The sequence below is a fragment of the Brevibacillus brevis NBRC 100599 genome (assembly GCF_000010165.1).
GTDB classification, from domain to species: Bacteria; Bacillota; Bacilli; order Brevibacillales; family Brevibacillaceae; genus Brevibacillus; species Brevibacillus brevis_D.
This window is the reverse complement of record NC_012491.1, coordinates 6,144,717-6,159,508: the sequence shown is the minus strand read 5'-3', so window position 1 is coordinate 6,159,508 and position 14,792 is coordinate 6,144,717. Positions and strand designations below refer to the sequence as shown.

Annotated in this window: 11 protein-coding genes; all 11 read left to right on the top strand. The window is 52.0% G+C overall.

Annotated features, from left to right (window positions below; all coding sequences use genetic code 11):
- Nucleotides 1-29: 29 nt before the first annotated feature.
- Nucleotides 30-1,121, top strand: a complete 1,092-nt coding sequence (locus tag BBR47_RS29015; protein WP_015893973.1) for a bifunctional phosphoglucose/phosphomannose isomerase — start codon at nt 30-32, stop codon at nt 1,119-1,121.
- Nucleotide 1,122: 1 nt separating this feature from the next.
- On the top strand, nt 1,123-2,067 hold the full coding sequence (locus tag BBR47_RS29010) for a 1-phosphofructokinase family hexose kinase (protein ID WP_015893972.1): 945 nt from the start codon (nt 1,123-1,125) through the stop codon (nt 2,065-2,067).
- 28 nt (nt 2,068-2,095) lie between these two features.
- On the top strand, nt 2,096-3,094 hold the full coding sequence (locus tag BBR47_RS29005) for an ROK family protein (protein WP_015893971.1): 999 nt from the start codon (nt 2,096-2,098) through the stop codon (nt 3,092-3,094).
- An 18-nt stretch (nt 3,095-3,112) separates the two neighbouring features.
- Nucleotides 3,113-6,223, top strand: coding sequence for a beta-galactosidase subunit alpha (gene ebgA, locus BBR47_RS29000; RefSeq protein WP_015893970.1), 3,111 nt, complete (start codon nt 3,113-3,115; stop codon nt 6,221-6,223).
- A gap of 95 nt (nt 6,224-6,318) precedes the next feature.
- Entirely contained in the window at nt 6,319-8,055 is a 1,737-nt protein-coding gene (locus BBR47_RS28995; protein WP_041749731.1) for a cache domain-containing sensor histidine kinase, read from the top strand.
- On the top strand, nt 8,027-9,220 hold the full coding sequence (locus BBR47_RS28990) for a response regulator transcription factor (protein WP_015893968.1): 1,194 nt from the start codon (nt 8,027-8,029) through the stop codon (nt 9,218-9,220). Before BBR47_RS28995 ends, BBR47_RS28990 begins: the two co-directional genes overlap by 29 nt.
- Nucleotides 9,221-9,338: 118 nt before the next feature.
- The gene (locus BBR47_RS28985; RefSeq protein ID WP_015893967.1) at nt 9,339-10,637 is read left to right on the top strand and encodes an ABC transporter substrate-binding protein; all 1,299 of its coding nucleotides are present in this window, start codon (nt 9,339-9,341) and stop codon (nt 10,635-10,637) included.
- A gap of 57 nt (nt 10,638-10,694) precedes the next feature.
- Complete coding sequence (locus BBR47_RS28980) at nt 10,695-11,615, top strand: carbohydrate ABC transporter permease (protein WP_070105190.1); 921 nt, start codon at nt 10,695-10,697, stop codon at nt 11,613-11,615.
- Nucleotides 11,612-12,424, top strand: a complete 813-nt coding sequence (locus BBR47_RS28975; RefSeq protein ID WP_081437287.1) for a carbohydrate ABC transporter permease — start codon at nt 11,612-11,614, stop codon at nt 12,422-12,424. The genes BBR47_RS28980 and BBR47_RS28975 overlap by 4 nt, the downstream gene beginning before the upstream one ends.
- Before the next feature lie 30 nt (nt 12,425-12,454).
- Complete coding sequence (locus tag BBR47_RS28970) at nt 12,455-13,111, top strand: YesL family protein (RefSeq protein WP_015893964.1); 657 nt, start codon at nt 12,455-12,457, stop codon at nt 13,109-13,111.
- Complete coding sequence (locus BBR47_RS28965) at nt 13,101-14,792, top strand: amylo-alpha-1,6-glucosidase (RefSeq protein WP_015893963.1); 1,692 nt, start codon at nt 13,101-13,103, stop codon at nt 14,790-14,792. Before BBR47_RS28970 ends, BBR47_RS28965 begins: the two co-directional genes overlap by 11 nt.

Genomic DNA, 14,792 nt, shown 5'->3' with positions numbered 1-14,792 from the left:
GAAAAAAAGACAGGAAGGGACGATTTTACATGCGTATAAACCTCGATGATGCCAAAGCGTTGCGCGAACTGGACACGATTTCTGCCCTGCAAGATACGGAAAGCTACGATGAACAGTTTAAAACAGGCTTAAAATTATCTGATGATTTAGATGTATCGAATATTTCTGTTAAAATCAAAAATATTGTCGTGCTTGGCACTGGTGGCGGTTCGGCTGCGAGCGTCAATTTGATCAAGTCGTATTTGTTTGACGAGCTGCAAGTGCCACTTCAGTTAAATCAAGGCTACACCATTCCGGCTTTTGTGGATGCGAAAACGCTTGTCATTGTCGTTAGCCACTCCGGCAATACAGAAGAAGTCGTCAGTGGCTACGAAGCGGCTATTGCCAAAGGAGCACAGATCGCCGTCATTACGGCGGGCGGAAAAGTATTGGAGATGGCTCGTGAACACAATCATGCGTGCTTGCTCGTTCCAGGTGGAATGATGCCGCGAATCGTATTGGGCTACATTTTCTTGCCGATTCTCGCCATCCTGACGAAGCTCGGGCTGATTTCCGACAAGCGTGCGGAGGTAGAGGAGACGATTACCCTGTTCGAGGAGTGGAAGCACATCTACGGAACCGATTCTCCGATCGAGAAAAATGCAGCCAAACAAATCGCCATCGAGATGGATGGACTGATACCTGTCGTGTACGGAACGCTACCGTTTTTCGATGCTCCTGCATGGCGTTGGAAAAACCAGCTCGGGGAAAACAGCAAGCTGATGGCATTTTGGAACGCCATACCGAGCCTTCACCACGACGAGGCTGTGGGGTGGGATTCGCCGTCCGCGCTGCTGAAGGGCGTTCATTTTACACTCATTCGCGATCAGGAGGACAGCGAGAAGACGACCCAACGTGTAGAAATCAGTGCTGACATTTTGCGTGAGCGCGCTGGTGGGGTAAGGGTAGTTCATTCCCACGGCGTGTCCCGAATGGCTCGCTTGTTTTCGATTGTGTACTTGGCTGACTTCGTATCGCTGTACGCTGCTCTAATTCGCGGCGTCGATCCAACCCCGGTAGAAGTGATCAATTTGTTCAAACAAAAAATGGGGCAGCCGCTCGTTACTGTGCAGGTGAGATAGCATGCTCGTAACGGTAACACTGAACGCGGCCATCGATAAGACGTATCGCCTCTCACATTTTCGTTCTGGGGAGCTGCATCGCACGGCTGATGTACTGAGCTTGCCCGGAGGAAAAGGGATAAATGTAGCGCGTGTAGCAAAAGCATTGGGACAGGATGTTGTCGCAAGCGGTTTTGTCGCCGGTCACAACGGGAGGTTCATCGAGGAAGGCTGCAAAAGTGAGGGGATTACGTCCTCCTTTATCGAAACGGGCGGAGAATCCCGATTGTGTCTCGCTTTTCTCGATGAACAGGAAAAAACAGTGACAGAAGTGCTTGAGCAGGGACCTGAACCCAGTGAAGAGGAGATCATTCGCTTGCAAACGCGTTTGATCGAGCTTGCGGACCACGCACAGTACATGGTTTTTTCCGGAAGCTTGCCAGGTGGCGTTCCAGCGGAAACATATGCTGCGCTCATCCGAAGCATCGCCGGGAAAGGAACCGCATGCGTGCTCGATACGAGCGGTTCGGGCCTGCTGGAAGGATTAAAAGCAACACCCGCGCTCATCAAGCCCAATCGACCGGAAGCGGAAGCGATTCTCGGATTTTCGCTGGATAGCGAGGAGGCACGATGCAGAGCGATACGAGAGCTACGTGAGCGCGGTGCTCAGCGAGTCCTTCTCTCGTTAGGGGAGGAGGGCGCGTGGTTTGGCGATGGAAAGGAGACGTGGCGTATTTCCGCGATCCCGTTAGCAGATGCCGAAGTGAAAAATACAGTGGGTTGCGGTGATTCCATGCTTGCGGGTGTCCTTGTCGGAAGGCTGCGAGGCTTGGCTTGGCCAGATGCAATTTGGCTGGGGATGGCATGCGGCGCCGCGAATACACGGTCGTTTGGAGCGGGTATGATCGCGCCCGACGATGTGCAGAGGTTGAGAAGTCAACCGATGCATGTGGAGCGAGTCGAGTAAAATAGCTGGTTTAGAAGGGAGGAGTAGCATGCGCCATGTAATTGGCCTCGATGTCGGTGGTACGACAATGAAAGGGGCGGTCATGGACGAGAATGGGCGAATTCTCCTCCGGGCTGCCAAGGAGACCAAAGTCCATAACAACTTGCCCATCTTGATCGAGCGAATGGCTGCCTTGATTAAAGAACTGCGGGATCAATCACCCGTTCCCATAGAGTCAGTAGGGATCGGATTTCCTGGTCCTTTTGATGCGGAAAATGGGATATCGGTTCACTCGCCCAACTTTCAATTACATCAGGCAGACTTGCGGACACCGCTCGCGAAGCTGGTGGAGCTGCCGCTTTTTTTTGAAAACGATTTACGGACAGCTGCGCTCGGAGAAGCCACATTCGGTGCGGGTCGGAAGGTAAGTCACCTCATTTTTGTGCCGCTTGGTACAGGGGTGGGGGCAGGGATTGTAAACGGAGGCAAGCTGGTTCGGGGCAGTCACGGATTCGCGGGAGAGATTGGTCATGTGCGTTATCCAGGGCTTACTGCTCCATGCAATTGCGGCAAGCTCGGTTGTGTGGAGACGGTCGCATCTGCTACAGGTATTGCCAGATTGGCCCGTGAACGCTTGGACAAGGAGCTCGATGCAAATCCGCGGCAAGCAAAAACCTCTCCTCTGTTTACTTTGTGCGATGGGCAGCTTGAGCGGATTACGGCTGAGCAGGTGGCTACGGCAGTGGAACAAGGTGATGCCGTAGCCACCTGCGCATGGAACGAAGCGTGTGAAGTAACGGGCTGGGCTCTGTCTGTGTTGGTGAACGTGTGCAACCCACAACTGGTAGTGATCGGCGGTGGCGTCTGCCGGGCTGGGGAGATTTTACTGGCCCCGGTTCAAGCGAGTGTACAAAAGTACGCCATGGATGTCGTACACCAACAGACAAAGATCGTCTTGGCCGAGCTCGGTGCAGATGCAGGAATGCTCGGTGCTGGCGCCTTGGCCCTGCAAGCAACGAACAGGGAACAAGGAACCGTGAAATTGTAAAAAGAGGAGTGTACATCGATGCATCAACGGTATGACTGGGCAAATCATCAGCTGCTAGAGCGAAACCGCTTGGCGGCGCGGGCTTACTTTTTGTCTTACCCGGAAGAATCGGGAGCACGGACGTATGAAAGAGGCGCGACACCGTGGTTTCAATTGTTGAATGGGCATTGGCAGTTTGCTTACGCAGAATCACCACTGCGTATGCCGGAAAACTTTTTTGCCGCCGATTACGATGCGACGGAGTGGGCGCGAATTCAGGTGCCGGGGCATTGGCAGCTCCAAGGGTACGGGAAACCGCATTACACGGACTTGTACTATCCGTTTCCAGTCGATCCGCCGCATGTCCCGTCAGATAACCCGACAGGCTGCTATTTGCGAGAGTTTACCGTAGCGTCTGGGTGGAAAGATCAGCAGGTGATCCTGCGGTTTGAAGGGGTCGACAGCGCTTTTCATGTGTGGCTGAACGGAAAGGAAGTCGGCTATAGCCAAGGAAGCCGCTTGCCATCTGAGTTTGATGTGACGGCGCTGTTGCAGGAAGGCAGGAATCGCCTGGCTGTTCAAGTGTACCAATGGTCGGACGGTACGTATGTAGAGGATCAGGATATGTGGTACTTGAGCGGAATTTTTCGGGATGTTTCCCTGATTGCCAGACCGAAGCTGCATGTACGCGATCTGGCAGTTGTGACTGATCTGGATGAGGATTTCCGCCATGGTGTGCTGCGCGTACGTGTCCATGTAGAAAACAGTTCCGCAGCTGCCTATGACGGGGTGAGTGTGACCGCAAAGCTGCTGGATCAATCCTGCACGCTGATCGCTTCGCTAACTAACACCGAGGCAGGCGAGCTGGCAGCCGGACAGGAAAAGGTCGTGACCTTGGAGATTCCCGTGCAAGAGCCGAAAAAATGGTCGGCGGAGGAGCCGAACCTGTATCACCTGCTGCTTGCGATTGAGCAGGAGTCGGGCGAAAAGACAGAAATCATCCCGATTCGCGTGGGCTTCCGACGGATCGAAGTAAAAGGAAACAACTTCTACGTGAACGGTGTAGCGATTCGCCTGAACGGCGTGAATCGCCATGATCATCATCCCGATCTCGGGCGTGCTGTCCCGTATGAAACGATGCGTGAAGATGTGCTCATGATGAAGCGTCACAACATCAACGCCGTTCGTACCGCGCATTATCCGAATGATCCGCGTTTTTACGATTTGTGCGACCAGTACGGATTGTATGTCATGGACGAAACCGATTTGGAGACACATGGCTTCCAGTTAACCGGCAACATCAGTCAGCTGAGCGATGATCCAGAGTGGGAGCAGACATACGTGGAGCGCATGGAGCGCATGGTTGAGCGGGACAAAAACCATCCGTCGATCATCATGTGGTCGCTTGGCAACGAATCCGGCTTCGGCTGCAATTTCCGGGCAATGGCCGCTTGGTGCCGACAAGCGGACCCGACTCGTCTCATCCACTACGAGGAGGATCGCGAAGCAGAAGTGTGCGACGTATTTTCCACCATGTACTCCTCGGTTGAAAAAATGATCCAGCACGGTGAAAATGAGCATTTGCAAAAGCCGCATATCATGTGCGAGTATGCTCATGCCATGGGAAATGGACCCGGTGGCTTGCGCGACTACGCCAATGTGTTTGACAAATATCAACGCTTGCAGGGAGGCTTTGTGTGGGAATGGATTGATCACGGCTTGCGCCAGTATACGCCGGATGGGCGAGAGTATTATGCCTACGGAGGCGACTTCGGGGATTACCCGACGAATGGCAATTTCGTCATCGATGGACTGATTCGTCCGGATCGAACCCCATCCCCTGGATTACTCGAATACAAAAAAGTGATTGAGCCGATCGTCGTAGAAGCCACTGATCTAGAAAGCGGGATTGTCACCATTACGAATCGCTATGATTTCCGTACGCTTGCGCACGTGAGAATGGTCTGGAGTGTGACAGCAGACGGACAAGTGGTGCAGAGCGGAACACTGTCTCTGCCACATACAGAAGCAGGAAGTCGTACCAATGTAGCTGTTCCGTATACCTTGCCTAAGCAGGTGCAGGATCGAACCGACTACTGGCTGACGCTATCCTTTGTGCTGGACCAAGATGAGAGCTGGGTACAGGCTGGACATGAGCTGGCTTGGGCACAATTTGCCTTGCCAATGACCGCTGCCCAACAGGTTACGGTCGTTTCTTATCAGCCTGTGTTCGGCAGAGTAGATACGAATGAAACGAAAACGGACGTGACCCTTACAGGAGCAAATTTTCAGTTCGTTTTTGACAAGGTGAGCGGGGTGCCGACGAGCTGGGTGTTTGCAGGCAAGGAGCTGTTGGTGGCAGGACCTCGCCTCACGTTTTGGCGTGCTCCGATTGACAATGACATGTACGTAGTAGAAGAGTGGCGCAAGGTGTACCTCGATCGTTTGCAAAACCGGGTGGAGCATGTAAGCATCCAGCAGGAGCGAGAAGATCGTGTGGTTATTACCTGCGATGTGCGGATTGCTCCGCCTGTATACGACTGGGGTTTTGCATGCTGCTACACGTATACCGTATTCGGAAATGGCGAAGTGCAGGTAGAGGTTCAAGGCACACCCAAAGGTACCCCGCCAGCGATGCTGCCGCGAATCGGCTTGAAGCTATTGGTCGCCAAAGATATGGAGCGCGTCTCGTGGTATGGTCGCGGCCCGGGAGAGGCGTATATCGACAGCAAGGAAGCCAATCGTATCGGGGTGTATCACGCGAGTGTGGATGAGCTGTACACGCCGTACGTGTTCCCGCAGGAAAATGGCAATCGCACGGACGTCAAATGGATGTCGATCACGGATCAGCGTGGCATTGGACTTTTCGCGATGGGTCAACCAACCTTGGAATTTAGCGCACTTCGCTATGATACGGACGATCTGGAGCAAGCAAAGCACACGACAGATCTCGTAAAACGAGAGTATGTCACACTGCATCTCGATTATCGACAAAACGGGCTGGGTAGCAATAGCTGCGGACCTAAGCAATCCGAGCAACATGCCTTGCGTCCAGAGGAGTTCCAGTTCCAGATGAGGCTAACGCCTTTTTCGAAGGATACGATTTCTCCAGTTCAGCTGTATAAGCGGAATTTGAATTTGTGTAACTAACCGCTGATTGCTCTCGAAGGCATCGCCGAAACGTTGTACAATCTAGCTAAAGATCGAATAGTACAACTAATCAAAATACGGTGGTGGTTTGTCACATGAAGTCATGGTCGCTCTTCCCGCGCAGAAGCATTCATGCCAAGCTGCTCGCTTTTATGCTGATTGCAGCCATTATTCCGCTGATTACTCTGGGGAGTATGGCGTATTGGAAATCGTCGATGGTCGTTCGCGAGCAATTTAGCAAGTCAGGCGAGTATATCGCGACACAGCTGCAAATCCAGATCGACAACTACCTGAGCCAAATGAGATACATGGCCTATGACATCAATACGTACGTGTCTGACCCGACATTGGTCGTCATGCGGGAGGAACAACCGAAGACCTACACAGGCTTTCTGGAACAAAAAAATTTCGAGCGATACCTGGGGGCGCACCGCAACCTTGATACAAAAGGCATTTTTATCGTGACGCCCTCCGGTTATTTTTTCGGGGAAAATGTCATCAATGGCCAGGATCTGATGCGGGAATCGTGGTGGAGAGCACTGCCCGCCAAGCTGGATGAGGAGCGATGGATTGGCTTTTACACGCCTAGGCATTATGTCGGGTTTCAGGATGAGGCGGAGCTGCGCAATCAGGAGAAGGTGCTCGGCCTGGTCGTTCCCGTTCTCAGTGGTTATGGCGTGTTGAATGACAGCCGGATTTTGATCGAGATGAAAGCAGGCAAGCTGTTTCAATTGTTTTCGCAGCTGGAAAAGGACATGAGTGCGCATGTGACGATCACAGCCAAAAATGGCGAGCTGATTTACCAGACTGCGGGTACGTTCGTCCAGCAAGAGAGCGATATCGTCTGGAACAAACCGCTGGAGTCCAACAACTGGATGATTCAGGTCCGCTTGCCGTACGAGCAAATGAACCGCTCTGCGGAAGTGATTCAATCCTTCTTTATCGCGGCGCTGATTCTTTCGGCAGTGCTGGCCCTTCTTTTGGCGTATTTATTTTCCAGACGAATTACAGGGAAAATCAAGCGACTGCAAGAAACAATGCGGCTGGTAGGAACAGGCGAGCTACAAACTCGCGCAGAGGTAGATACGGAAGACGAGCTGGGGCGGTTAGGGGTGAGCTTCAACCAAATGGTGAGGCGGATTCAGACGCTAATCGCCGAGGTGAGTCGAACCGAGCAGTTGAAAAAGGAAGCAGAGCTGCGAGCCGTTCACTACCAAATCAATCCGCATCTGTTGTTCAATACACTCAATTCGATCCAGTGGAAAGCCAGATTATCTGGTGCCAATGAAATCGGCAATATGCTCTATCATCTCATCAAAGTACTGGAGGGCAACCTCGACATCACGCAGGAGCTCGTCCCGTTGGAAAAGGAGCTGCAAACCGTCGAGCACTTTCTGCAAATCCAAGAGCTGCGGTACGGACCTGTTTTTCAATTTGAACAGACCGGAGTAGAGGCTTGCCGCCGTTATTTAATCCCGCGAATGACTCTTCAGCCGCTTTTGGAAAATATCTTTTTCCATGCATTCGAAGATGGGCACGGAACGATCCGGATCAGTGTCAGTGAAAAAGAAGGGCTTGTGACGCTACTGTTGCAAGATGACGGCGCAGGAATTGTGCCCCAGCGATTGGCCAAACTTCTCGATCCTGATCTGGAGCGTTCTAGCAAACGGGGACTCGGCGTGTACAACGTCGATCAGAAGTTCAAGCTTCATTTCCGTATGGAGCACGGCATGAAGATTTCATCTGTCAGAGGAGAAGGAACCACAATTCAAATCACGTGGCCGAAAAGGGAGGAAATTCCTGATGAGCATCAAGGTAATGATTGTGGATGATGAAGTGCTGGTGCGAAGAGGACTGAAGGCAATGGTGCCATGGAGTCGCTATGGGATGGAAGTGGTAGCGGATGCACCGAATGGTCGGAAAGGCTGGGAGGCTTTCCTGCAAATACAGCCCGAGCTGGTGATTACGGACATCGTGATGCCAGAAATGGATGGGCTGGAGCTGTGCAGGCGGGTGAAGGAGCACGCACCACAAACAAAGGTGCTTCTGCTCAGCTGTCACCGCGATTTTTCTTTTGCCCAGCAGGGAATCTCTCTCGGGGTGTCGGGATATTTGTTGAAGACCGAGTTCCAGGATGAGGAATGGGGGACGTTGTTGGAAAAGCTGCGGACTGAGCTGGCAGGCGAGAGTGCGCGACCTGAAAACGTTCGTGAACGCCCGGATGAATGGAAGCGGGAATTCGGTGCGTGGTTGACTGGCTTGAGCCGGGATTTCGAGCAAAGCTTGTCCTCCCTCCTGCAATCACACTGGTCGTGGATGAACGATTCCATGCGTGTTTGGCTCTTGGAAGGGATGGGCAGTGCGAACCAGGAGGAACAGGAGCGGGCATGGGTAGCAAGTGAGCTGGAGAGCGAATGGGAATGGCTTGCATGTGGTGATATTCGTTTTTTGCTGACCCCCGCAAGTACTGGCAGGCAGGTAGAATCCTTGCTCGTGGAGTGGAAGCTGGCTGGAAAGGTGACGAGTTGGGAGACAGCAAGCCCGTTTGCTGGACTCGAATCGTGGATTCAGACGGTACGGATGCTCTACCAGCGCACGCAGCGGGCACGCAAGTACGGCGTCATTCAAGACCCGTGGCAGGAACCGATCAAGCAGGCTGTTCATTACGCACTCGATCGTCTGGATACGCCATTGACGGTCAGTGAGGTAGCTTCACAGGTGGGACTGAGCCGCAGTCATTTTAGCGTCATGTTTAAAAAGGGAGTGGGCGAGAGCTTTGGGGAGTTCCTCGATAAGCGCCGGGTAAAAATGGCCCAAGCGATGCTGAATGAAACAGCCCTGTCCATACAGGAGGTAGCTGAGCGAGTCGGTCTTCCTGACCCGAAATACTTCAGCAAATGGTTTAAAAAATATACAGGGATGACCCCGAGCCACTACCGTTTCAAACAAAAGGAGGAGTCCAGTCGAACAATCGTACACTCCACCGCGCAAACCTGATCAGAACGAAAAAAAGGAAACAAATTCACACACTATTGCGAACAATTAGCGGTTTCACCGTTTTTTTCCCTTCATTAAAATAAAGAAAAATGTGGGGTAAATCTAGGGGGGATCACAGATGAAGAAGGTTGCGTCAAAATGGATGGCAACTGGCATGGCACTTCTTTTGGCCGTCGTAGCTGGTTGTTCACAAGCCCAGCCAGCAGGAACAGACGGGACGTCTAGTAGCACAGGTACGACAACGCCAGCGTCGTCTGATAAAAAGGAAACGGTTACATTGCGTTTTGCGACATGGGATACGGACCAAATGCTGAAGATCCAACAAGATATCGCGAAACAATTCGAACAGAAAAATCCGGGTGTGAAGGTACAAGTCGAGGCATATGCAGATGGTTTTGATCAGAAGCTGGTAGCGGCATTCGGAGCGAAAAACCCACCGGATGTCATGTACATGTGGGATTTCCCCACGTACAACGCCTCGCTCGAGCCATTGGATGAGTACGTAAAGAAGGACCCATCAGTGGCAATCGACGACTTTTACCAAGGCCTCTTAAACTATAATCGATTCGATGGAAAATTGTTCGGACTCCCAGCGGGCTTCTCGACGCGGGTCGTCTTCTACAACAAAAAGCTGTTTAACGAAGCAAATGTACCACTGCCGACAGACAACTGGACGTGGGAGGATTTCAAATCGGCAGCCAAAAAGCTGACTGTTCGCGACAAGAAGCAGTACGGCTTCGCTGTTCGGTCGGAGCCGGATACGTACGATTTGCAGCAGTTCGTGTGGAGCAACGGCAGCAGCTTCATCAGCCCCGATGGAAAAGCCATCGAAGGCTACATGAACAGCAAGGAAACAGCAGAGGCCCTGCAAATTTTCAGTGATTTGGCGAAGGACAAGAGCGCTTTGCTCGTCGGTGGCAAAAACCAGCAGAGCGGCAACGACTTGTTCAAAGCGAGTAAGCTCGCGATGTATGACAACGGCGTATGGTCGCTCGAGTCGTACAAGAAGGCGAATGTCGATTTTGGTACGGTCGTGATGCCACAATTCCCTGGCAAGCCTGGTAAGGGTGTCATTGCAACCTCCTCAGTATCGATCGCCAAGGATTCCAAAAACAAAGAGCTGGCTTGGGAGTTTTTGAAGTTCTTCGTTTCCAGCGATGCGATCAAGATGCGTACATCTGATTTGCCTGTGCGTATTAGTGTCGTACAAGAGAAGAAGCTCGATCAGGACCCGCTCTACGCGCCGTTCTACAAGACATTGGAGCAATCAACTGACACGCCAGCCTTCCTGTTGAATCCGCATTGGAACGAAATCAACCGGAACCTTTCTGCAGCGGTCAATGCGATCATGATGGGACAAAATGCCGAGGAATTACTGAATAAGGCAGTCAAAGACTCCCAGAAATTCTTGAAATAACGGGAAGGGGTCAGGAAATTGAATACAGAGAGCGTTGTGACACACAAACAGCCTGCCATGACCGTTCAACCGAAAAAACTTAAGGGAAGGGCGTTTCTTACGCCCTATCTTTTTATCTTGCCTTGGATTCTCGGCTTTCTCGCTTTTACGCTGGGACCGATGCTGTTTTCGCTCGTCATGAGCTTTTTTGATTGGCCTGTCGTTGGTGAGGTTACGTTCGTCGGCTTGGACAATTACATCAATATGTTTACGGATGATCCATTGTTTTGGCAATCGCTCTGGGTCACGATTAAATTTGCGCTGTTGTTTGTCCCGTTGAATTTGTTCATCGCGTTGTTTTTGGCCATGATGCTGAATCAGAAGGTAAAAGGCAGTGGCTTTTTTCGCACCGTGTTTTACTTGCCGAGCGTGATTTCTGGTGTGGCGCTGGCGATGATCTGGGCGTGGGTATACGACGGGGAATACGGTATTTTCAACTATTTGCTCAGTCTGGTTGGGATTACAGGTCCAGATTGGCTAAACGATACGTCGTGGGCACTCGTTGCCATGGTAATCGCCAGTCTGTGGGGGCAAGGCTCCATGGTATTGATTTTCCTGGCGGGACTCAAAAGCATCCCGGAGAGCTTGTATGAAGCGGCTTCGATTGATGGGGCAGGGGCGGTGCAAAAGTTTTTCCGCATTACACTGCCGATGGTCAGCCCAACAATTTTGTTCAACCTGATTATGACGATCATTAGTGCGTTCCAGCAGCTGAGTCTAGCACTCTTGCTCACAGGAGGAGGACCGTTGCAATCCACGTATTTCTATGCCATGTACGCGTATGACAACGCCTTCAAATACTTCAAGATGGGGTATGCTTCGGCGAACTCCTGGTTTATGTTTGCGATCATTTTGGTATTGACCTTCCTCGTATTTAAAACGTCCGGCAAATGGGTGTATTACGAGGGCGACAACCGCAGGGGAGGGGAAGAAGCTTGATACGCAAGACAATCGCTTATGCGAGCTTGATCTTTTTCTCTTTCCTGTTTCTCGCACCGTTTTACTGGATGATCTCTACTGCGCTTAAATCGGATGCTGAGATTTTGCAGTATCCACCCAAATGGATTCCGGATGTGCTGCATTGGGAGAACTTCGGGAATGCGTGGATGTCGCAGCCGTTTAATTTGTATTTGGAAAACTCGTTGACAGTGACGATCCTGACTACGATTGGGCAATTGATATCGTCTTCGCTGGTCGCGTACGGCTTTGCCCGGTTCACGTTTAAAGGAAGAGACTTCCTGTTTATGGTCGTTCTGGCGACGATGATGATTCCGTGGGAAGTGACGATGATTCCGCTGTACATGGAGTTCAACTATCTGGGCTGGATCAACACACTCAAGCCGTTGATTGTGCCTTCGTTCTTTGGATCAGCGTTTTATATTTTCCTCATGCGACAGTTTATTTTGACCATTCCTCGTGAGCTGGATGAAGCGGCGCGTATTGATGGTGCGGGTTCATTTCAGATTTACGCCCGGATTATTATGCCGTTGATGATGCCTGCTCTGATTTTGGTGAGTGTATTCAACATCTTGGGCACATGGAACGACTATTTGGGTCCACTCATTTTCTTGAATGACCAAAGTCAGTACACGCTGACGCTGGGACTGGCGCAATTTAAAGGGATGTATGAAGTAGAGGCTACAGGGCTGATGGCGGTAACGCTCCTGATCTCGCTTCCGCCGTTACTCCTCTTTTTCCTCGCACAACGATATATCGTAGACAATTCAGCTGGTGTTGCTATTAAGTAAGAAGCTATCAAATAAGGAGGGAGAGCCACAGTGGGGAATCGGGCGAAGTGGGAAGGCTGGGCATGGTCATTTCATCAATTTGGTGAGCGATTGTTGCGGATGGCGGCAGCGCATCTCATGTGGGTGGCGTGCACGCTCTTGGGAGGCATCGTTTTTGGAATCTTTCCAGCGACAGCGGCTCTACACGACGTACTTAGCGGCAAGTGGAATGACCGCGGGCTTCCATCTGCCTTCTGGCATGCTTTTCGCCACTATTTCTGGAGGAGCCAATGGCTTGGCGCAGGGACGGTGCTAACGGGGGCAATCCTGTGGGTCGATGTGGTGTTTTTCCTTCGCATGGGCTCTCTGTTGGGGCTCTCGATCGCGGCTGTTTTTGCGGGGATTGGATTCTTGCATGCGGCTACCACTTGCCACGCTTTTTCCCTGCTTGTTCGGGAGGATGCAGACGTGAAGCGGACGCTCAAGCAATCGTTTTGGCTAGTCGCGGCCTTTCCGTTGCATTCGCTCGTCACGCTGGGAGGCTTGCTCCTTCTCTTGATTCTCTTGCTAGCGATTCCTGTTTTGCCGATCTTATTGGGGGCGAGCCTGCCTGTCTGGTGGATGAACGCGAGAATGAGTCGTTTGTTGGAAAAGCGCGATCGAAAACGATCGACCAAGCAACCTCGAGGTGAGACATATGCTGTTTGATTTAGGGATGGTTCCTTTTACCCGATACGGGTCGTATCTCGTACTTTCGCGACTGGGTAACGCCAAGCGAAAAGAAGGACTATATTTGCGCAATATTCGTGGAGGAGACAACCACGATGGTGCGATTTTTCGAATCGAAATGGTAGCCGATGGTGTGACAGTTCCATTTAAGACGGAGGCTACGCCAACCTTGCTGCGACTTTACGGGGCTAAAGGCGATGTGAAGCTGTGCATGAGCGAGCCGCAGCTGGTGCAGGTACGTGGTCAAGGCGTTGGTTTGCGACTGGTGCTCGAATCGACGGCAGCAGATTATGCGATTCAAGCTGGAGCCGGATGTTGGGAAATCAATCACTTTTCCACGGAAATTCGCTTGCGAGTGACTCCACTTGCTGGATCACTTGTGGTCAACCCTACGAAGGCATCACGTGAAGAGCAAGTGGGCGTAACCTTTCTTCCCGACGAGGAAACGGGTGTACTGGAAGGCGTATTGGAAGAGTTCCACACGGTATGGAAGGAGCGCAGCTACCCTGCCTTTGCCGATGGATGGACACAGGTAAAAAAAGAGTACGACGAGTGGCTGGAACGGACACTCTCTGTATCTGAGGAGCATCGCGAAGGCTTGAATGAAGCAAGAGAACTCGCGGCGTACATCACCTGGTCTTGTGTGGTGAGACCTGAAGGTTATCTGCCACGGTCCGCGATGTACATGTCCAAAAACTGGATGACGAATATCTGGAGCTGGGATCATTGCTTCAATGCGATGGCACTGACGCGAGCAAACTTGCCGCTGGCGTGGGATCAGCTCATGATTTTTATCGACAGGCAGGATGAGAGTGGTGTCTTCCCTGATTTTATCAATGATCGGTATGCGTTGTGGAATTGCTGCAAGCCTCCGATTCACGGCTGGACGCTGCGCTGGATGCTGGATCGGAACGACGCGATTATAAACGAGATGCTGGAAGAAGTGTACGAGCCGCTTTGTCGCTGGACCGATTGGTGGTTCCGTTACCGCGATGATGATCAGGACGGGATTCCGCAGTACAATCACGGCTATGACTGCGGCTGGGACAACAGCACGATTTTCCTCGAGGGGGCGCCGATTGAAAGCCCGGATTTGCCTGCGTATTTGATTCTGCAAATGGATGTGCTGGCGGAATTGGCGAATAGGCTGGGTTGCCCCGAAGAGGCAGCGAGGTGGCAGGAAAAGGCCGAAATGACGCTGCAACGACTGCTGGAGAAGCACTGGAATGGCGAAAACTTCTTCGCGACCCACTCCGGTAGCGACCAGCCTACACAAGGAGACAGCTTGATCCGTTATATGCCTCTCGTGCTAGGCGAAAAGCTGCCGCAGGACATCCGGGCCAAGCTGATTACGGACTTGCAGGAGCGGTTTTTGACAGAGAATGGACTGGCTACAGAGATTCCAACCAGCTCCTTCTACCGCGCTGATGGCTACTGGTTAGGCCCGATCTGGGCGCCAGTGACGATGCTCTTGGTCGATGGATTGCGGCGAGCAGGTGAAGTTGCGTTTTCTCAGGAGATTGCCAGACGCTTTTGCCGAATGGCAGCGCGCAGTGGCATGGCGGAAAACTTCGATGCGCTGACAGGAGATGGACTAAGGGACCGGGCCTTTACGTGGACGTCCAGCGTGTTTTTGATGCTGGCGCATGAGTATGTGTAA